This is a genomic window from Sphingomonas sp. MMS24-J45 (genome assembly GCF_044881195.1).
In the GTDB taxonomy this organism is placed as follows: Bacteria; Pseudomonadota; Alphaproteobacteria; order Sphingomonadales; family Sphingomonadaceae; genus Sphingomonas.
The window spans coordinates 1,042,166-1,061,359 of sequence record NZ_CP173255.1; the positions used below are offsets into that span (position 1 = coordinate 1,042,166).

The 19,194-nt window shown below is 64.9% G+C and carries 17 protein-coding genes; 4 read left to right on the forward strand and 13 right to left on the reverse strand.

What is annotated here, in order from left to right:
- Positions 1-122: 122 nt before the first annotated feature.
- The 4 genes from AB5I39_RS05275 to mdh all read right to left on the reverse strand — a co-directional run bounded on the left by AB5I39_RS05275 (position 123) and on the right by mdh (position 5,388).
- Entirely contained in the window at positions 123-3,050 is a 2,928-nt protein-coding gene (locus AB5I39_RS05275) for a 2-oxoglutarate dehydrogenase E1 component (protein ID WP_404374018.1), read from the reverse strand.
- 137 nt (positions 3,051-3,187) lie between these two features.
- Positions 3,188-4,072 (reverse strand): succinate--CoA ligase subunit alpha, encoded by an 885-nt coding sequence (sucD, locus tag AB5I39_RS05280; RefSeq protein ID WP_404372088.1) that lies wholly within the window; start codon positions 4,070-4,072, stop codon positions 3,188-3,190.
- The gene (locus AB5I39_RS05285; protein WP_404372091.1) at positions 4,073-4,333 is read right to left on the reverse strand and encodes a hypothetical protein; all 261 of its coding nucleotides are present in this window, start codon (positions 4,331-4,333) and stop codon (positions 4,073-4,075) included.
- 92 nt (positions 4,334-4,425) lie between these two features.
- Positions 4,426-5,388: a malate dehydrogenase gene (gene mdh / locus AB5I39_RS05290; RefSeq protein ID WP_404372094.1), complete on the reverse strand. Its 963-nt coding sequence runs from the start codon at positions 5,386-5,388 to the stop codon at positions 4,426-4,428.
- A 221-nt stretch (positions 5,389-5,609) separates the two neighbouring features.
- On the opposite strand from mdh, the gene AB5I39_RS05295 reads away from it, so the two are divergent.
- Positions 5,610-6,707, forward strand: a complete 1,098-nt coding sequence (locus AB5I39_RS05295) for an acyltransferase family protein (RefSeq protein ID WP_404372097.1) — start codon at positions 5,610-5,612, stop codon at positions 6,705-6,707.
- On the opposite strand, the gene zapE is transcribed toward AB5I39_RS05295, so the two are convergent.
- The 3 genes from zapE to AB5I39_RS05310 all read right to left on the reverse strand — a co-directional run bounded on the left by zapE (position 6,646) and on the right by AB5I39_RS05310 (position 9,287).
- Positions 6,646-7,755, reverse strand: a complete 1,110-nt coding sequence (gene zapE, locus AB5I39_RS05300; RefSeq protein WP_404372100.1) for a cell division protein ZapE — start codon at positions 7,753-7,755, stop codon at positions 6,646-6,648. The two genes, AB5I39_RS05295 and zapE, sit on opposite strands and share 62 nt — an antisense overlap.
- 135 nt (positions 7,756-7,890) lie before the next feature.
- Positions 7,891-8,364, reverse strand: a complete 474-nt coding sequence (locus AB5I39_RS05305; RefSeq protein WP_404372102.1) for a PaaI family thioesterase — start codon at positions 8,362-8,364, stop codon at positions 7,891-7,893.
- A 137-nt stretch (positions 8,365-8,501) separates the two neighbouring features.
- Positions 8,502-9,287: a succinate dehydrogenase iron-sulfur subunit gene (locus AB5I39_RS05310; RefSeq protein ID WP_404372105.1), complete on the reverse strand. Its 786-nt coding sequence runs from the start codon at positions 9,285-9,287 to the stop codon at positions 8,502-8,504.
- A 269-nt stretch (positions 9,288-9,556) separates the two neighbouring features.
- Here AB5I39_RS05310 and AB5I39_RS05315 point away from each other — a divergent pair, with 269 nt between their 5' ends.
- On the forward strand, positions 9,557-10,300 hold the full coding sequence (locus AB5I39_RS05315) for an SDR family NAD(P)-dependent oxidoreductase (protein ID WP_404372108.1): 744 nt from the start codon (positions 9,557-9,559) through the stop codon (positions 10,298-10,300).
- Here the strand turns inward: AB5I39_RS05315 and creD are convergent.
- From creD to sdhC, 6 genes are all read right to left on the reverse strand, one after another.
- Positions 10,297-11,676, reverse strand: a complete 1,380-nt coding sequence (creD, locus tag AB5I39_RS05320) for a cell envelope integrity protein CreD (protein ID WP_404372111.1) — start codon at positions 11,674-11,676, stop codon at positions 10,297-10,299. The genes AB5I39_RS05315 and creD overlap by 4 nt on opposite strands.
- A gap of 250 nt (positions 11,677-11,926) precedes the next feature.
- Positions 11,927-12,487 carry a ClpP family protease gene (locus AB5I39_RS05325; protein ID WP_404372113.1) on the reverse strand — a complete coding sequence of 187 codons (561 nt, stop codon included), beginning with the start codon at positions 12,485-12,487 and terminating at the stop codon, positions 11,927-11,929.
- Positions 12,488-12,533: 46 nt separating this feature from the next.
- Positions 12,534-13,511 (reverse strand): C13 family peptidase, encoded by a 978-nt coding sequence (locus AB5I39_RS05330; protein ID WP_404372116.1) that lies wholly within the window; start codon positions 13,509-13,511, stop codon positions 12,534-12,536.
- 124 nt (positions 13,512-13,635) lie between these two features.
- On the reverse strand, positions 13,636-15,438 hold the full coding sequence (sdhA, locus tag AB5I39_RS05335; RefSeq protein ID WP_404372119.1) for a succinate dehydrogenase flavoprotein subunit: 1,803 nt from the start codon (positions 15,436-15,438) through the stop codon (positions 13,636-13,638).
- A complete protein-coding gene (sdhD, locus tag AB5I39_RS05340; protein WP_404372121.1) occupies positions 15,431-15,826 on the reverse strand; it encodes a succinate dehydrogenase, hydrophobic membrane anchor protein in 396 nt (131 codons plus the stop codon). Before sdhD ends, sdhA begins: the two co-directional genes overlap by 8 nt.
- A 1-nt stretch (position 15,827) precedes the next feature.
- Complete coding sequence (gene sdhC, locus AB5I39_RS05345; protein ID WP_404372124.1) at positions 15,828-16,250, reverse strand: succinate dehydrogenase, cytochrome b556 subunit; 423 nt, start codon at positions 16,248-16,250, stop codon at positions 15,828-15,830.
- Positions 16,251-16,456: 206 nt separating this feature from the next.
- Here sdhC and AB5I39_RS05350 point away from each other — a divergent pair, with 206 nt between their 5' ends.
- Positions 16,457-17,800 (forward strand): methyl-accepting chemotaxis protein, encoded by a 1,344-nt coding sequence (locus tag AB5I39_RS05350; RefSeq protein WP_404374020.1) that lies wholly within the window; start codon positions 16,457-16,459, stop codon positions 17,798-17,800.
- 19 nt (positions 17,801-17,819) lie between these two features.
- Positions 17,820-19,187 (forward strand): methyl-accepting chemotaxis protein, encoded by a 1,368-nt coding sequence (locus tag AB5I39_RS05355; protein ID WP_404372126.1) that lies wholly within the window; start codon positions 17,820-17,822, stop codon positions 19,185-19,187.
- Positions 19,188-19,194: the final 7 nt, after the last annotated feature.

Below are 19,194 nucleotides of genomic sequence, written 5' to 3' on the forward strand. Positions count from 1 at the left end.
CTCGCTCCCCGGCGAAGGCCGGGGCCCAGTTACGCAGCGCCGATGGTCGGTCGCAGCGCTTCATTACATAAACCTCCGCAACTGGGCCCCGGCCTTCGCCAGGGAACAGCTACGGGGGCACCTCAACCCTTCTTCGTGCGCCGCACTTCGTCGCGCACGCTGTGGCCCAGCGCATCGGCGACGAGCGCCGCCTGTTCGAGCTGGTGCCGCTTCATCAAACCGGTGGCGGGCGATGCCGAGGCCGCGCGGCCGGCATATTTGGCGCGCGTTACCTTCGTCCCTGCCTTTTCCAGCGCCTCTTCGATGAACGGATCGACGAAGGTCCAGGCACCGTTGTTCTTCGGTTCCTCCTGCGCCCAGATCACTGCCTCGAGATTGGTCATGCGCTTGAGGCGCGTGACGAGCGGCTCGCCGGGGAACGGATAGAGCTGTTCGAGCCGGACGATCGCGGTGGTGGTTTCGCCCGCCGCGTCGCGTGCCTCCATCAGATCGTAGGCGACCTTGCCGGTGCACAGCACGAGCCGCTTCACGTCCGCATCGGCGGGCGCCGAGGGGTCGCTCAAAATGCGCATGAAGTGGCTGTCGCCCTGGAATTCCTTCGCCGTCGATACCGCGAGCTTGTGGCGCAGCAGCGATTTGGGCGTGAAGACGATCAGAGGTTTGCGGAACGGCCGGTGCATCTGACGACGCAGCAGGTGGAAATAGTTCGCCGGCGTGGTGCAGTTGGCGACCTGCATATTGTCCTGCGCGCAGAGCTGCAGGAAGCGCTCGGGCCGCGCCGAGCTATGCTCCGGCCCCTGCCCTTCGTACCCGTGCGGCAGCAGCATCACCAGGCCGTTGGCGCGCAGCCACTTGGCCTCGCCGCTCGCGATGAACTGGTCGATCATGATCTGCGCGCCGTTCATGAAGTCGCCGAACTGCGCCTCCCACAGCACCAGCGTCTTCGGATCGGCAAGCGCATAGCCATATTCGAAGCCGAGCACGCCATATTCGGAGAGGGGCGAATTGAGCACTTCGAAGCGGCCATGCTCGATCTGGCTGAGCGGCAGATATTTGTGCTCGTCGGTCTGATCGACCCAGACGGCGTGGCGCTGGCTGAAGGTGCCTCGGCCCGAATCCTGTCCCGACAGGCGGACGCCATAGCCTTCCGACATCAAGGAGGCGAAAGCGAGCGCCTCGCCGGTCGCCCAGTCGAAATTGCTGCCCGATTTGAACATCTCGCGCTTGGCATCGAGCACGCGGTTGAGCGTTTTGTGGACGGTCAGTCCCTCCGGAATCGTCGTCAGCGTGCGACCGATCGAATCGAACAATTTGGGCTCGATGCCGGTGATGACGCCGCGTCGTTCGGTTTCGGCATCGGCCGGCGCGTGCAGCCCGGACCAGCGCCCCGCGAACCAGTCGGCCTTGTTCGGCTTGTACGACGCGCCCGCTTCGAATTCGCCTTCGAGCAGGGTGGTGAACTGCTTGATATTCTCATCGATCCAGGCGCGATCAACCACGCCCTGTTCGGTCAGTTTCTTGCCGTAGATTTCGCTGACCGGCGGATGCGCGCGGATGCGTTCATACATCAGCGGCTGGGTGAAGCTCGGCTCATCGCCTTCATTGTGGCCGAAGCGGCGATAGCACCACATGTCGATCACCACGTCGCGGTGGAATTTCTGGCGATATTCGACCGCCATCTTGGTCGCGAACGTGACCGCCTCCGGGTCATCGCCGTTGACGTGGAAGATCGGCGCCTGGACACCCTTGGCGACATCGCTCGGGTAAGGCGAGCTGCGCGCATATTGCGGGCTGGTGGTGAAGCCGATCTGGTTGTTGATGACGAAGTGGATGCAGCCGCCGGTATTGTAGCCGCGAATGCCGGAGAAGCCGAAGCATTCCCACACGATCCCCTGCCCCGCGAACGCCGCGTCGCCGTGGATCAGCACGGGGAGAGAACGGCTGTGTGTTTCGAGATCCCCAGCGATCGTCTGGATCGCACGGGTCTTGCCGAGCACAACGGGGTCCTCCGCCTCGAGGTGCGAGGGGTTGGCCACCAGCGACATATGCACGCTGATCCCGTCGAATTCGCGGTCGGTCGAGGTGCCGAGATGGTACTTCACGTCGCCCGAACCCGCGACATCGTCGGGGTTATCCGACCCGCCGCCGAATTCGTGAAAAATGATGCGGAACGGCTTGGCCATCACGTTGGTGAGGACGTTCAACCGCCCGCGATGCGCCATGCCGAAGACGATTTCGTTGACGCCCATCGCGCCGCCGTACTTGATCACACTTTCGAGCGCGGGGATCATGCTCTCGCCGCCGTCGAGCCCGAAACGCTTGGTGCCGACATATTTCTTGCCGCAGAATTTTTCCCACTGCTCGGCTTCGATCACCTTGTTGAGGATCGCCTTCTTGCCGAGATCGGTGAATTCGATCGCCTTGTCCTTGCCCTCCATGCGTTCCTGCAGGAAGCGGCGCTCCTCGACATCGGCGATGTGCATATATTCGAGGCCGACATTGCCGCAATAATTGGCGCGCAGAATGTCGACGAGCTCGCGCACCGTCGTCCAGTGCAGCCCCATCGTGCCGCCGAGATAGACCGGGCGATCGATATCGGCGTCTGAAAAGCCGTGATATTCGGTCTTGAGATCATCGGGCATCTCGCGCTTGGAGAGACCGAGCGGATCGAGATTGGCGGCGAGGTGGCCGCGCACGCGGTACGTGCGGATCAGCAGCATCGCGCGGATCGAGTCGCTCGCGGCGCGGATGATCGCGTCCTGCGAGGGGGCGGCAGCGGCGGGCTTAGCCGCGCCGCCCTTGGCGGGCTTCGGCGCTGGCTCCATCTGCGTGGGATCGAGCGCGGCGGTCAGATCGTCGGTCGACGACAACGGCCAGTTGGGCTGCTGCCAGGAGGCGCCTTCGGTGGAGCCTTCGAGACCCTCGAACCAGGAACGCCATGACGGCTCGACGCTTTCGGGCGACGCCTTGAAGCGTGCATAGAGCGTTTCGATGAAGGCGGGGCTTACGCCGCCTGCCACATCCGCGAAATCCTGATTCTCGTAGCCCATCGTCTTCTCCAATTTCCCTCTCCCACCGGGAGAGGGAGGGAGGAGCGAAGCGACGGAAGAGTGAGGTCAGCGGCGCGCTGTCACCTGCCCTCATCCGGCGCTTCGCGCCACCTTCTCCCAATGGGAGAAGGGTAGATTTAACCCTTCAACACTTCCAACAACGTCTCGCCGAGCGCGCTCGGGCTGGCCGAAACCTTGATGCCCGCCGCTTCCATCGCTGCGATCTTGCTCTCGGCGTCGCCCTTGCCGCCACTTACTATAGCACCCGCATGGCCCATGCGGCGTCCCGGAGGTGCGGTACGACCGGCAATAAAGCCGGCCATCGGCTTTTTGCGGCCGCGCTTGGCTTCGTCGATCAGGAATTGCGCGGCCTGCTCCTCGGCATCGCCGCCGATTTCGCCGATCATGATGATCGACTTGGTCGCCTCGTCCGCCAGGAAAAGTTCGAGCACGTCGATGAAGTTCGTCCCGTTAACCGGATCGCCGCCGATGCCGACCGCGGTCGTCTGGCCGAGCCCGGCGTTCGAGGTCTGGAACACCGCTTCATAGGTCAGCGTGCCCGAGCGCGAGACGACGCCGACCGAACCTTCCTTGAAGATGGAACCGGGCATGATGCCGATCTTGCACTGGTTGGGGGTGAGCACGCCGGGGCAGTTCGGCCCGATCAGCCGCGACTTGCTGCCCGAGAGCGCACGCTTGACCTTCACCATGTCGAGCACCGGAATGCCTTCGGTGATGCACACGATCAGCGGGACTTGCGCGTCGATCGCCTCGAGGATCGAGTCCGCCGCGAAGGGTGGTGGCACATAGATGACGCTGGCGGTCGCGCCGGTCTTGGCGACGGCTTCGTCGACCGTGTTGAACACCGGCAGGCCGAGATGCTCGGTCCCGCCCTTGCCCGGCGTCACGCCGCCGACCATCTGCGTGCCGTAATCCAGCGCCGCCTTGGTATGGAAGCTGCCGGTTTCGCCGGTCATGCCTTGGGTGATGACCTTGGTATTCTTGTCGACGAGGATGCTCATTCAGAAGCTCCAGCTTTCGCCCTGTTTGGGGCGCTTGATAACGGTACGAAATGTAATCGATTCCCAATTACGGGTAATCAAATTGCCCTTGCAAATCACCGGCGGCGTGACGCCTTCCAGAAACTGAACCCTAACCTCGAATGATCCGAACCAGCGCTTTGACATGTCAACTTTATCCGGATGGATGAGCCTCATGCCCGGAGGGGCAACTAATCGAACTGCTTGGCTAACTGCAGGGAACGCTTGGTCTGCACGTTTCATGCAATTTAAAGATGCCAGCGTTTCTCGCTCCTGCACCATACCACACGAGGGTAGACATAAGGTGGCCAGCAAAAAGCTCGCCACCCGCACCTTCATGCCAGCGAGCCGTCGATCGCCTTGCACGCCACCAGCAGCTCCTTCACCGCATCGACCGACACGGTCAGGTTCGCCTTGGCTTCGTCATCGAGCGCGATTTCAACGATCTGCTCGACACCGCCCGCGCCGATCACCACCGGCACGCCGACATAGAGATCATCGACGCCGTACTGGCCGGTGACATGCGCCGCGGCGGGCAGGACGCGCTTCTGGTCGTAAAGATAGGCCTCGGCCATCGCGATGCCGCTGGTGGCGGGCGCGTAATAAGCCGAGCCGGTCTTGAGCAAGGCGACGATCTCGCCGCCGCCCGAGCGGGTGCGCTGCACGATCGCGTCGATCTTTTCCTGAGTCGAACGGCCCATCTTGATGAGATCGGGCACCGGGATGCCCGACACCGCGGAATAGGAAATGACCGGGACCATCGTGTCGCCGTGGCCGCCGAGCACGAAGCTCGTCACGTCCTTCACCGACACCTGGAATTCCTCGGCGAGGAAATGGCTGAAGCGCGACGAATTGAGCACGCCGGCCATGCCGACGACCATGTTGTGCGGGAGGCCGGAGAATTCGCGCAGCGCCCACACCATCGCGTCGAGCGGGTTGGTGATGCAGATGACGAACGCGTTCGGCGCGTGGGTCTTGATGCCCTCACCCACCGCCTTCATCACCTTCAGGTTGATGCCGAGCAGATCGTCGCGGCTCATGCCGGGTTTCCGCGCGACACCGGCCGTCACGATGATCACGTCGGCACCGGCGATGTCATTGTAATCGTTGGACCCGGTGATCTTCGCATCGAAGCCCTCGACCGGCGAGCACTGGCTGAGATCGAGCGCCTTGCCCTGCGGAATCCCCTCTGCCACGTCGAACAGGACGATGTCGCCCAGACCCTTCAAAGCTGCGAGATGGGCGAGCGTGCCGCCGATGTTACCGGCGCCGATCAGCGCGATCTTCTTGCGAGCCATGCAGGGTCCTTTCCGACTGCGGCCCGCGGACAGGCGGGCCAGTTGGCGCGCGGCTTAGGCGCGTTTTCGCCTCGGGGCAACCGTAAAGGGAGTCGGCGCGAGTCTTCTTATTGCAATTAGTTCGCATGTGCAATTAGGGTGCGATATTGGCCCGCCGCGGGTCGCGATCGGGATGGCGCGCCGGTTACGCCATCTTAAGCACGATTGCCGTATCGCGCGATATGGCCTTGCCCAAGCCCCGCACGATCCTCGCGATCGACCTGACGCGCTTTGCCTGTGCGGCGCTGGTGATGGGGTATCATTATAGCGCCGCTTTCTGGACTTTGCCCGATGGGCGCGTGGCGAGCGCGCTGCACGGCGTTACCGCCACGCCGGTGCCGCTCTCGCGCGCGGGGCTGGTCGGGGTCGAACTGTTCTTCGTGATTTCGGGGATGGTGATCGCGCGCTCCGCCGTGAGCGCATCGTGGCAGGATTTCCTCGCGCGACGGGTGTTGCGGCTGGTGCCGGCGGCGTGGATTTGCGCGACGCTGACCGCGCTCATCCTTATTATGGGCGGGCAAGGCGACGCGACGCTCGCCGCCGACTGGTTTCGCTCGATCCGCTTCTGGCCGATCGGCGCGCAGATCGACGGGTCTTATTGGACGCTCGGCGTGGAATGCGCCTTCTATCTGCTGGTCGCGCTGGCGGCGGCGGGCGATGCGCGGCGGATCGCCTTTGTTGGTTGGGCGCTGGCGCTGGCGAGCGCGACATTCTGGACGGTCTGCCTGCTGCTTGGCTCCGCGGCCGAACCGATCATCACCAATCAGGCGGCGATCCTGCTGCTCTTGCCGCATGGCTGCTTCTTCGCGGGAGGGATCGCTTTGGCGGTGCCGACGCGCGGGTCGCGGCTGCTGCTCGCGCTCGCGGCGGGGACCGGAATGATCGAGATCGCCGCGCATATCGGCGGCCCCGCAAGCGCGACCGTCGCAGGGGAAGCGTTGTTCGTGCTGGGGTTAGCGATGCTCGCCGCAGCGCCACGGATGCAGGCGTGGCTGGCCGACCGGATTAACGATGGGGTCGCGCGGGTGATCGGGCTGATGACCTATCCGCTCTATCTGCTGCATCAGGTGGCGGGCGCGGTGCTGATCGGCGTGCTGGCGCGGTCAGGCGTGCCGCTGGGGGTCGCGATCGGCCTCACCGTCGCCGTGATGCTTGCAAGCGCCTCGCTGGTGGCGCGTCATGCCGAACCCGCGCTGCGCAGCGCCGTGCAGCGGCTGGTCAGTCCGCGCCGTGGCCGAGCGCCAGATAGTCTTCGGAGCGCATTTCCTCGAGCCGACTGATCGTGCGTTCGAATTCGAAGCGGCCATCGCCTGCCTCGTAGAGTTCGGCGGGTTCGGCATCGGCGGCGGCGAGCAATTTGACCTTATGTTCGTACAGCGCGTCGATCAGCGCGACGAAGCGCGCCGCCTCGTTACGCATCTCCGGCCCCAGCTTCGGCACGCCGACCAGGATGACGGTGTGATAGCGCCGCGCGATGGCAAGGTAATCCGCGCTCCCCCGCGCCTCCCCGCACAGCCGCTTGAAGCTGAACACGGCGACGCCCTTTAGCGACTTGGGTACGTGCAGCGTGCGGCCCTGCACCACGATGTCCTCGCTCGGCACGTGGGCGCGGTCTTCGGGCGGGTAATCGGTCAGGCGGAAGAAATCGCCCGACAGCATCGCCGTCGCCTTGGGCCCATTGGGCACGAGCCAGGTGTCGACCGTGCCCAATCGATCGCGGCGATAATCGGTCGGGCCGTTGAGCGCGATCACGTCCATCTTCGCCTCGATCAGCGCGATGAAGGGCAGGAAATGTTCGCGGTTGAGGCCGTTCTTGTAGAGATCGGCGGGCGGGCGGTTGGAGGTGGTGACGACGGTAACGCCCTCGTTGAGCAACTGCGTGAACAGCCGCGACAGGATCATCGCGTCGGGGCTGTTGGTGACCATCATCTCGTCGAACGCGAGCAGCCGCGTTTCCTCGGCGATGGCCTTGGCGAGTGGCGGGATCGGGTCGCCCAACTCCTTGGCGCGCTCGGCGGCGAGGCGTTGGTGCACTTCGAGCATGAACTCGCCGAAATGGACGCGACGTTTGCGGCGAATGTCGAGGCAGCCGAAAAACAGGTCCATCAGCATCGATTTGCCGCGTCCGACGCCGCCCCACAGATACAGGCCGCGCGGAGGCTCGGGCTTCCGCCCCAGCGCGCGCCACAGGATCGAGCCGCGCTTGGGGGCGGCTTCGAGCGCGGTGGCGAGATCGGCCAGGCGGCGCGCGGCGGCGGCCTGTTCCGGGTCGGTGCGCAGTTCTCCGGCGGCGATCAGCGCTTCGTAGCGCGCGAAGATGCTAGTCATGCGAAATCCCTCTCCCCTCCCTGAAAGGGAGGGGCTGGGGGTGGGTCGGCATGAGGCGGGGGCTTCGCTCCATCGAGAGCAACCCACCCCCAACCCCTCCCTTCCAGGGAGGGGAGAAGAAAGAGAGATCGCACGTCATACCAGCGACGGTGGCGGCGTTGATTTGCGCAGCGTGCCGGTGAAGCTGGCGATCGTCGGCACCCCCTCCTGCACGACCAACCCGCGCAGGAACAGCATCCGATTGGTCTCGCGCAGCAATTCGACATGCGCCTCGAGCGGCACGGCGATCGCGCCACCGCCGATGAATTGCGCCGAGAGATCGAGCGTCACCGCGCCGCCCGCCTGCAATACGCCAAGGCCGCGCGCGGCGGCGAAAAGGGCGCAATCGATGAAGCCAAGCAGCGCGCCGCCGTGAACATCGCCGCGCATGTTGGAATGTTCGTGCCGCGGCAGCATCCGCACCCGCGCGATGCTGCCCTCCACCTTCACCGACAGCGGTTCGAGAAAGGCGTTGAAGCGCGTGGTGTCGCGAAACTGCCAGCGTTTCCAGCCGGGCAGATCGGGATCGTCGTCATAGGTGAAGGGGGGTTGGGCGGGGGTATTGGGCAAAGAGTGTCCTTCGATACAGGCCTTCGACAAGCTCAGTCCCTACTCAGAACGAACGGAGGTTTGTCGCGCTGCCGTTCGTCCTGAGTAGCGGCTGAGCGAGGTCGAAGACGCGTATCGAAGGATGCAATCCCAAAACGTCAGAGAACCCGCTCGACTTCCATCTTCTTGATCTCGGCGATCGCCTTTGCCGGGTTCAATCCCTTGGGGCAGACGTTCGCGCAGTTCATGATCGTGTGGCAGCGATACAGGCGGAACGGATCCTCCAGCTCATCGAGCCGCTCGCCGGTCATTTCGTCGCGGCTGTCGGCGAGCCAGCGATAGGCTTGCAACAGGATCGCCGGGCCCAGGAACTTGTCGCTGTTCCACCAATAGCTCGGGCACGCGGTCGAGCAGCAGGCGCAGAGAATGCACTCGTACAAGCCATCGAGCTTCTCGCGCTCGGCGGGCGACTGCAGCCGCTCCTTGCCAGCGGGCGGCGGGGTAACGGTCTGCAGCCACGGCTTGATCGAGCTGTATTGCGCATAGAAGTGCGTGAAATCGGGGACGAGATCCTTGATCACTTCCATATGCGGCAGCGGGGTGATGCGAATGTCGCCCTTCACATCCTCGATCGCGGTGGTGCAGGCGAGGCCGTTCTTGCCGTCGATGTTCATCGAGCACGACCCGCAAATCCCCTCGCGGCACGAACGGCGGAAGGTGAGCGAGCTGTCCTGCTCCGACTTCATCTTGATCAGCGCGTCGAGCACCATCGGCCCGCAATCGTCGAGATCGATCTGGAACGTGTCGTAACGCGGGTTTTGGCCCGAATCGGGATCGTAGCGGTAGATTTTGAAATTCTTGATGCGCTTCGCGTCCGGCGCCGCTTTGTGAGTCTTGCCGGTGGACTTGATCTTGCTGTTCGCGGGGAGAGAAAATTCAGCCATCGCTTGCTTCGCGCTTTCGAGTTTCCGAGGGCGGCAGAGTGCCGGACGATGCGGAAAGCCGTACACAAGCGCGGCGCGGCTCGCAAACCCTTGCGCGCGTGTTTTCCCCGCAAACGTGATTGCGCGGCGCGATACGATTGCGCACCGCACTTGGACGCGACGAAGATTAACTTGCTCCGGGATCGGATTGAACGCGGCGGGCCGCGCGCCAATCTCCCGGCCAGCGCCGAAGACCCGCCAAGCGACGGGCCGCGCGAAGGACCAAGACCATGAGCAATCGACTCCAAGGCAAGAAAGCGATCGTCACCGGCGGATCGCGCGGCATCGGCGCGGCGATCGCGCGGCGACTGGCGGCGGAGGGCGCCGACGTCGTCATCACCTTTGCGGGCAATCAGGACGCGGCGAACCAGACCGTGGCCGCCATCACCGCCGCCGGGCGGCAGGGCCATGCGGTGCAGGCCAATGCCAGCGACGCGGCGCAGCAAGCGAGCGCGATCACGCAAGCCGCCGAAAAGCTGGGCGGGATCGACATCCTCGTCCACAATGCCGGCATCTTTCAGGGTGCGCCGGTCACGCAGGATCAGGGCGACAGCTACGACCGCACCTTTGCCACCAACGTCGGCGGCGTGCATTCGGGCACGGCCGCAGCGATGCCGCATCTGCACGACGGCGGCAGCGTGATCATCATCGGCAGCATCAATGCGCACCATTCGATCATGCCGGGCCTTGCCGTCTATGGCGCGACCAAGGCGGCGGTGGCGGGACTCGCGCGCGGTTGGGCGCGCGACCTGGCGAGCCGAAACATCCGCGTCAACGTGATCCAGCCCGGGCCGATCGACACCGACATGAACCCGGCGGACGGGGACTTCTCCGCGGCGCTGAAACCGCTAATCCCACTCGGCCGATATGGCACCGCCGACGAGGTGGCGGCGCTTGCCGCCTTCCTCGCCAGCGATGAGGCTTCCTACATTACCGGCACCGCGATCGACATCGACGGCGGCGTGTCGGCTTAGCCTTTGGACGGGGCGGGCACATCGCGCCCGCCCCAATCGATTCCGCGGGTGAGATACATCACCGCCGCCAGCGCCGCGAACAGCAGCAGCGAGCCGATCAGCAGCGACAGATCCTCCAGGCTGAGCAGGACATAGAGCACGCCGTAGAGCGCGGTCAGCAATCCGGCGATCAGCCCGCCACGCCGCCAGCTGCGCAACACTGCGGAGGAATAGGCCGTCAGCAGCGCGATGATCGCACCGCCCGCGACGCAGTACGCCAGGGTGAAGCCGATCACCTCGGCAAAGGCGAGCAGCATCACGAAGAACAGCACCAGCCCAGCACCGACCAGGCCATATTCGATCGGCGAGACCTTCACCCCGCCGATCAGATCGAACATCAGGAGTGCGGTGAAGGTGAAGCCGATGAACAGGAAGCCATACTTCACGCTGCGGTTGACCTGCGCGTAGAGATCGACCGGGGTGACGAGATCGACGCGTGCGGCGGCACTGTCGCCGGGCAGGCCGCGTTCGGGGGCGGCGACGGTCGCCTCGGGATGTTCGTCGGTCGAGATCAGCGTTCGACCGAGCGCCAGATTGCCGACGCGCCACGTCGCGGTGAAGCCGTTCGCGCCGACCTGCCGCTCGGTCGGCAGGAAGCCGCCCTGGAAGCTGGGGTTGGCCCAGCGCGAGGTGACCGTCCAGCGCGTGTCGCCACCCTGTGGCAGCAGCGCGATCGACTGGTTGCCGCGCACCGCATAGTCGAACGTCACGCCGATCGGCTTCGCGGCCAACGGCGAAGCATCGAGCGCAGTGAAGAAACCGGAACCGCCCGTCTCACGCGGGCCCTTGCCGGGTTGCAGTTCGAGCGGCCTGGCATCCGCCGTGACCGCGGGCGGTGCGCCGAACAGACCGCGCGCATCGGAAATGCCGAAACGCAGCTCGGCCCGGTCGAGCGCCAGCGCAGCCCGCGTCGTGCCCCAGCGCGACAGATCGGCGGGCAAGGCGAAGCGCGCGGTGCCGCGATTGCGTGCCTCATACACCACCGCCTCATAGATCGAGCGTTTGCGCACGTCGGGTTTCACCGTCGACTGGATCGTCGCGACATCGGGCGAGAGCGTCAGTTCATGCCACGCCGTGCTGGTCTTCGCGACTTGCTTGCCGTTTTCGGTGACGGTTTCGGTGGTTGTCGCGGAATAGGGGATGACCAGGATCGGACCGGAGATCGACTGCGGCCCGCCCCACCCCTCGGCGATCGACGCGCGCGCGGTGTTCGACTGGTTCTGGCGATCGTAGACGAGCAGGTAGACGGTGAAGAGCGGGATCGCGAGCACCGCGCCGATCAGCAGCGTGAACAGCAATTTCATGCCGGGGGTGCGGGGTAGACGGGGTTCGGACATCGATGCCTCCAGGATTGGGGAGGCTGTTCCTTTAAGCACGCGCGCGCCGCAAGGCCAAAGGCGGTTGGGTGGAGCGGATATGCAGGGGTGGCGCAGGAGATTTTTCCCCTCCCTGCCAATCCATTCCCCTACCGCTTGCGAGAGGGGTTAGGGGAGGGCAGTTCATCCGTAGCACTCCGTCAGGACATCCCCTCCCCCAGCCCCTCCCGCAAGCGGGAGGGGAGAGAGAAGAAGAGGGGAGCAGTCCCCCTCAGATCACGTCCAGCACCAGCCCCAGCTCGCGCGCTTCCTCCGCTTCGATGTACCAATTCGACGGCGCCTTCTCGCGCAGTTCTTCAAAATCGACGCGGCTGTTCTTGACGATATCGCGGAAGCCCTCTTCCTCGATCAGAATCGAATGTTCGACTTCGTGCAGCGCGGCCTTGATCGAGGCGACGACCATGCGCAGTGGGCCGTTGAGGTTGATCTGCTTCGAGATCGTCCGCTCATGGATCATCAGCCGCGTGTGGCGCGTCAGGAAACGACGATCGACCGGGAAGGCCGCCATGAAGGTCGCCCCCGCCGAATAGACCGCGACCTTCCCCAGGAACAGAATCTCGCGCCCGTCATGATCCTCCAGCAAGCGGATATCGTCGGCCATCGTGCGCGCCACTTCAGGATCGCCGCCCAGCGTCGTCAGCGCAATCACGATCGTGCCCTCCGACGGGCAGGCGTCGAGCTGCTGGCGGAAGTTCGAATACATGAATTGATCGACCGGCCCCGACAAGCGGATGTGCGGATTGGCGAGCAGCGGATAGCGGGTTGCGTTCATGCGCCCAGAACAGGCGGCGGGCGGGGTTGTTCCCCTGCCCCCGCCGCTAGCGCGCGTCGAGCAGGCTGATCGCGGGCCGCCCGACCGGCTTGCTCGCCACCGGGGGTACGCGTTTGTCGAGCACGTCCAGCCACTTGTCCGCGCGCGCGCCGATCTCGATCTGCGGCCCCGAAGGCACGAGGTTGCCACGCGCCTCCCACTGCGCGATCAGGCCGACGGCCTCGCGATCGGCCTCTGCCAGCGGCTGGGGCTTGCGCAGGGCGTTGTTGATCAGCGCGTCGCCAAAGAACGTCCAGTCGCTGTCCGCCTGACACCCGAACGAGGTACGATCCGATGAGGCTGCGGTAATGACGACGCCGTCTTCGCTCGCCAGCGCGGGGACGAACACGCCCGAATAGCACGCGCTGATCATCACCAGCCGCCGCCTGATGCCGAGCGTCTCCAGCATTTCAGCGAGACGCACCGGCGAAATCGCACCGAAGCCCTGGTCGCCGTCATTGTAGATGATGCCGAGCGGCGCACCGTGGCTGGTGGTGTAGAGGATCAGCACGTCCTCACGCTTGTCCATGACCTCGGCCACGCGGGCGAGCACGGTCGCAATGTTGCCGGGGCTGCCGCGCGGCAGGTCGCTGGCAGCGCGGCCGTCGGTACCGGCGAGCACGATCGTTCGCCCCTCCGCACCATAACGCCGGGCGAGCACACGCCCCGCCTCGCGCGCCTCGCGCCCGAACACCGCATCGCTGTCCAGCCCGACGGCCACGACATAGACGTCGATCACCCCCTTGCGCTGCGGCGCGAGCCGAGCGAGCGCGCGGTCGAGCCGGCGATGTTCGGCAAGGTCCTCCTGCGGGGTGCGGCCGCGTTCGATCGTGATGCCGTTATTGGCCTGGACGACCATATCCTCATCGCTGCGGCCGAGCGGCGGGGTGGGCTGGGTGTGGCGGGGCGGTTCGTATTGAGCGTGGGCGGGCGAAAGGATCGTGGCAAGCGCGACGGCGATGATCCCCTGAACGATTCGCCGCATTCTTGTGCCCCCCGGGAATGGCACCATCCTGTGCGTTGCACGGAATGTGTCAAGCGGAGGGCCGGGCGCAGACCAGGTTCGGGCCGTGAGGGCCGCCCGATGGATGCGCGGCCCTCTTTCCGGATCAGTAAACCCGCTTCTTCGGCTTGATATACTCCGCGTCGTCGGTGAGCGTGTAATCGTGCACCGGGCGGTAGCCGATTTCGACCTTGCCGCCCTTGCCGCCCCAACCGGTGAAGGTCGCGGTGGTGTGTTTCATCCAGTTCGCATCGTCGCGGTCAGGATGATCCTCGTTCACATGCGCGCCGCGCGATTCCTTGCGGTTTGCCGCCGACTGCATCGTGACCATCGCCTGGGCCAGCAGATTGTCGAGCTCGAGCGTCTCGACCAGATCGGTGTTCCAGATCAGCGAGCGATCGGCGACGGCAACGTCGCCAAGCTTCTTGTAGGTCGCCTCGATCGCGGCGACGCCTTCGGTGAGCAGCGCATTGTCGCGGAACACCGCGCAATTCTTCTGCATCGTGCGCTGCATTTCCAGGCGGATCTGCGCGGTCGGTGTGCCGCCCTTGGCGTTGCGGAACGTGTCGAGCCGAGCGAGCGCCATTTCCTCCGAACCCTTGGGCAACGGATTGTGCGGCGTGTTGGGCTTGAGTGTATCCTTGATCCGCAAGCCGGTCGCGCGGCCGAACACCACCAGATCGATCAGCGAGTTCGAGCCGAGACGATTCGCGCCGTGCACCGAAACGCACGCCGCCTCACCCACCGCGAAGAGGCCGGGGACGACCGCATCGGGGTTGCCGTCCTTCATCTGGACGACCTCACCATGATAATTGGTCGGGATGCCGCCCATATTGTAATGCACCGTCGGCGTGACGGGCAAAGGCTGGCGCGTCAGGTCGACGCCCGCGAAGATCTTGCCGGTCTCGGTGATGCCCGGAAGCCGCTCGGCAAGCACCTTCGGGTCGATATGGTCGAGGTGGAGCCAGATATGGTCGCCATTCTTGCCGACGCCGCGGCCTTCGCGCATTTCCAGCGCCATCGACCGCGACACGACGTCGCGCGAGGCGAGGTCCTTGGCCGAGGGAGCATAGCGCTCCATGAAGCGCTCGCCCTCGCTGTTGGTGAGGTACCCGCCCTCGCCGCGCGCGCCTTCCGTGATCAGCACGCCCGCGCCGTAAATGCCGGTCGGGTGGAACTGCACGAACTCCATGTCCTGCAGCGGGAGCCCTGCGCGCAGCACCATCGCATTGCCGTCGCCGGTGCAAGTGTGCGCGGAGGTCGCCGAGAAATAGCAGCGGCCATAGCCACCGGTCGCCAGCACGACCTTGTGCGCGCGGAAGCGGTGGATCGATCCGTCGTCCATGCACAAAGCGATCACGCCACGGCACACGCCGTCTTCCATGATCAGGTCGAGCGCGAAATATTCGATGTAGAAATCGGCGTCATACTTCAGGCTCTGCTGATACAAAGCGTGAAGCATCGCGTGGCCGGTCCGGTCGGCGGCGGCGGCGGTGCGCTGCACCGGCGGGCCTTCGCCCATGTTCTGCATGTGGCCGCCGAACGGGCGCTGATAGATCGTGCCGTCTTCGTTGCGGCTGAACGGCACGCCGGCGTGCTCCAGCTCGTACACGGCGGCAGGTGCCTCACGCACCATATATTCGATCGCGTCCTGGTCCCCGAGCCAGTCGGAGCCCTTGACGGTGTCGTACATGTGCCACGACCAATGGTCGGGCGAATTGTTGCCGAGCGACGCGGCAATGCCGCCTTGTGCTGCAACGGTGTGGCTGCGGGTCGGAAAGACTTTGGTGATGCAGGCGGTTTTCAGGCCCGCCTCGGCGATCCCCATCGTCGCGCGCAAGCCGGAACCGCCGGCACCGACGACGACGGCGTCATAGGTATGGTCGATGATCTTATAGGCCTCAGCCATGTGCGGCTCCGGTAACGGTGAAGGCGACCTTGAGGATCGCGAAAATGGCGATGGCAGCAGTGCCAACGGTGAAGAAGTTGAGCGCGAGCAGCAGCACGACGCGGCTGGTATCCTTCTGATAATCCTCGATCAGCACCTGCAGCCCGAGCCGGAAGTGATAGAAGACCGAGACGATCAGCAGCAGCATCGGCACCGCCGCCCAGGGCGACGCCAACCACGTCCGCACGGTTTCGTAATCATACGCCGGAAGCCGGGCGATCGCGATGAAGAACCATACCATCAGGAACAGGTTCGACGCCGCGGTCACGCGTTGCGACCACCAGTGATGCGTGCCTTCCTTGGCACTGCCGAGACCGCGGACGCGGCCGAGTTCGGTTCCGTTGCCCATCTTACTTCACCAATACCAGATAGGCCCAGAAGGCCGCGGTTGCCAGGACCGAGAAGACCATCGTCGCGATCGATCCCGCGCGATTGCTCTTCAATTCGTAATTCGCGCCGACATCGAGCACGAAGTGCCGGATACCGGTCGCGAGATGCTGAAAGAAGGACAGCGTCAGGCCGATGCCGAAGAGATAGCCGATCGCGCCGCCCCACAGCTCCATGAAGACATGCTGGAAGGTCGCATAGCTTGCCGCGCCGCCCGAAATCGCCGCGAGCCACCAGACCAGCACGACCGTGCCGACCGTCGCCATGCCGTCGCCGGTGATGCGGTGGAGGATCGAGACGACCATCGCCGGCCCCGGTTTCCAGATCGACAAATGCGGGCTGAGCGGGCGGGCGGGGCGGGCTCGGGTGCTGCTGGGACTGGCCAAGGCGAATGCGTCCTCATGGGTGATCGTGGGATGTGTGCCGCCCTCTTAATCGGCGCGCATCATGATGCAAGGTTTGTAGCGGATAAGCGCAGTTGCACGGCACGCACGCTTACGCAGCGTTAACCAAATCCCGTTAGTCCTGTGGCCGAACCGCGCGGACGCTGAGCCGCGCGGCATCGACACGGAGTTTCGCCTTGACCAACACGCTGCCCGCCCCCGGCATGGTTGCCGCGACGATCGATATCCGCGCGCGGCTTCGCGCGTTCGATTTCGACAATACGCTGGAATCGGCCGCGCGCGAGGTGTGGAGCGTGCTCGAACCCGATGCGGGCGAGATCGCGCTTGCCTTCTGGGCGCAGTGGAAGCGCGCCAGCCCGGGCGAACAAAGCTGGCAGCCGCACGAAGAAGCCAAGATGGTCGAACTGGGCGTGACGTATTTGCGCAATCGCTTCTGCGACGTGTCCGGGCGTCTCTGGGTCGAATCGATGGAGCGGTCTGTAGCCTCGGGTTATAAGGCCGGGGTCTCGACTATGGCCTTGCTGTCGATGACCTGCGCCAGCGACCGCGCCGCACTCGACATCTTGTTCAAACGCGTGAAGGGCGACGATCCGCGCCTGCCGGTGTTCATCGATACGGTGATGCGCCTTACCGGCCTCGAAGCCGAAATCACCGTCGAAATCTACAACGCCTTCCGCGCCTATACCGCGCAGGGCGAGCGCGACCGGCTGGCGACCGATTTCCGTGAAGGCATCGCCGCGACGGTCGAACAGGCGACGCAGGAATCCGAAGTGCTGCGCGGCCAATCGGTCAAGACCTCGACCTCGGCGCGCGGGATGCTGGGCAAGACCAGCGAAGTCGCCGCCGCCGCCGAACAATCTGCGGTTGCGATGCGTGAAGCCGCACAGACCGCCGCCGGGCTGATTCGCGCGATTGAGGATGCGCGCACCGAAGTCGAGGCCGCCGCCGAAATCGCGACTCGCGCAGCATCGCAGGCGGGTGCCGCAGTCGGCATGTCCGACACGCTGAGCGACCATGCCAAATCGATCGAATCGATCCTCGGCCTGATTCGCGACATTGCCGGGCAGACCAATCTGCTCGCGCTCAACGCGACGATCGAGGCGGCGCGCGCTGGCGATGCCGGGCGTGGCTTCGCGGTGGTGGCGCAGGAGGTGAAGAGCCTCGCCAACCAGACTGCACGTGCGACCGACGACATCGCCGCAAAGATCGCTGCGATCCAGTCCGCTACCCGGTCGACGGTCGAGACCAACGCCTCGATCAAATCGACCGTGGCCGAGGTGCAGGAAAGCGCCAATCGCATCCGCTATGCGATGGAAGCACAAGCGCAGACCGTCACCGCCATCACGGCGGCGGTCGACGAAACCGCCCTCGCCGCCGATTCGATGTCGAGCACGATCACTGCGATCCGCGAGGATACCGAAACCGTCGCTTCCGAAATCGACCATGTCGGCCGCGGCTTCGATTCACTCGATCATAAGCTTGGTCTGCTCAAGAATAGCGCCAGCGAGTTCGTCGCCAAGGTTGCCGCATAACCCTTGAAGGGGAAAAGACATGGCGCAGGAGAGCGCAATATTGGGGGGCTGGAGCGGGGAAAACCGCACGGCGGCGCAGCGCGTGCGCGAATATGATTGGGACGGCAGCATCGCCGCCGCCTCGGTCGAAATCGCTGCATTGATCGAAGGACACGAAGCCGAGATCGCGGGCGCGTTCTGGGACCATTATCTGTCGCTGCCGGTCAGCGCGCATATCCGCCCCTTCTTCACGCCGGATTACAAGGCGACCCGCGTTGCCCACAGCGCCAAATATACTCGCGCCAAATATGCCGACGCGCTGGACGACGATTGGATGCGCATGGCCAATCGCCACGCCGCCGATTCGCAGAAGGCGGGCATTCCCCTGCCCGCTCTGCTGTCGTCGCTCAGCTTCGCGCACAGCCGCACGCTGAAGACGATCGAAGCGAAGCTCGGGGTCGGGTCGCCACGGATGCGCGCGCTGGCCGATGCGGTGCAGCGGCTCGGCCTGGTTGAGGCGGACGTAATGGCATCGCATCTCGGCGCGCGCGATGCCGAACAGGCGCGTGCCGAACGCCGCGCACGCTCGGCCGATTTCAGTGACAAGATTGCCACCTCGATCGAGGGCACTGCCGCGCTTGGCAACCGCATCCGCGTGCAGGCGCAAGGCGCCGCGCGATCGGCCCGCGGGATGATCGGCAAGACCACCGAAGTCGCCGCTGCGGCCGAACAATCGGCGATGGCGATGCGCGAAGCGGCGCAGACCGCCGCCGGCCTGATCCGCGCGATCGAGGATGCGCGCGGCGAGGTGGAAGCCGCGACCGAGATCGCCACGCGCGCCTCGGCCCAAGCGGGGGCTGCGGTCGGCATGTCGGAGGCGTTGAGCGACCATGCCAAATCGATCGAATCGATCCTGGGCCTGATTCGCGACATTGCCGGGCAGACCAATCTGCTCGCGCTCAACGCCACGATCGAGGCGGCGCGCGCTGGGGATGCCGGGCGCGGTTTTGCCGTGGTGGCGCAGGAAGTGAAGTCCCTCGCTAACCAGACTGCGCGCGCAACCGACGACATCGCCGCCAAGATCGCGGCGATCCAATCGGCGACGCGATCGACCGTAGAAACCAATGCCTCGATCAAATCGACCGTCGCCGAAGTGCAGGAAAGCGCCGACCGGATTCGCTTCGCGATGGAGGCGCAGGCGCAAACCGTCACCGCGATCACCGCCGCAGTCGATGAAACCGCGCTCGCCGCCGATTCGATGTCGAATACGATCACCGCGATCCGCGAGGATACCGAACATGTCGCAGCCGAGATCGATACGCTGGAGCACGATTTCGGCGAGGTCGACGATCGGCTGGGCAGCCTGAAGAACGCAGCGGATACGTTTTCAGCGAGCGTCGCGGCTTAGGGGAGTC

Excerpts from the sequence above, each read along its gene's own strand:
- AB5I39_RS05275 (WP_404374018.1), bottom strand. The coding sequence starts at position 3,050 with ATGGGCTACGAGAATCAGGATTTCGCGGATGTGGCAGGCGGCGTAAGC.
- sucD (WP_404372088.1), bottom strand. The coding sequence starts at position 4,072 with ATGAGCATCCTCGTCGACAAGAATACCAAGGTCATCACCCAAGGCATG.
- AB5I39_RS05285 (WP_404372091.1), bottom strand. The coding sequence starts at position 4,333 with ATGAAACGTGCAGACCAAGCGTTCCCTGCAGTTAGCCAAGCAGTTCGA.
- mdh (WP_404372094.1), bottom strand. The coding sequence starts at position 5,388 with ATGGCTCGCAAGAAGATCGCGCTGATCGGCGCCGGTAACATCGGCGGC.
- AB5I39_RS05295 (WP_404372097.1), top strand. The coding sequence starts at position 5,610 with ATGGCCTTGCCCAAGCCCCGCACGATCCTCGCGATCGACCTGACGCGC.
- zapE (WP_404372100.1), bottom strand. The coding sequence starts at position 7,755 with ATGACTAGCATCTTCGCGCGCTACGAAGCGCTGATCGCCGCCGGAGAA.
- AB5I39_RS05310 (WP_404372105.1), bottom strand. The coding sequence starts at position 9,287 with ATGGCTGAATTTTCTCTCCCCGCGAACAGCAAGATCAAGTCCACCGGC.
- AB5I39_RS05315 (WP_404372108.1), top strand. The coding sequence starts at position 9,557 with ATGAGCAATCGACTCCAAGGCAAGAAAGCGATCGTCACCGGCGGATCG.
- creD (WP_404372111.1), bottom strand. The coding sequence starts at position 11,676 with ATGTCCGAACCCCGTCTACCCCGCACCCCCGGCATGAAATTGCTGTTC.
- AB5I39_RS05325 (WP_404372113.1), bottom strand. The coding sequence starts at position 12,487 with ATGAACGCAACCCGCTATCCGCTGCTCGCCAATCCGCACATCCGCTTG.
- AB5I39_RS05330 (WP_404372116.1), bottom strand. The coding sequence starts at position 13,511 with ATGCGGCGAATCGTTCAGGGGATCATCGCCGTCGCGCTTGCCACGATC.
- sdhA (WP_404372119.1), bottom strand. The coding sequence starts at position 15,438 with ATGGCTGAGGCCTATAAGATCATCGACCATACCTATGACGCCGTCGTC.
- sdhD (WP_404372121.1), bottom strand. The coding sequence starts at position 15,826 with ATGGGCAACGGAACCGAACTCGGCCGCGTCCGCGGTCTCGGCAGTGCC.
- AB5I39_RS05355 (WP_404372126.1), top strand. The coding sequence starts at position 17,820 with ATGGCGCAGGAGAGCGCAATATTGGGGGGCTGGAGCGGGGAAAACCGC.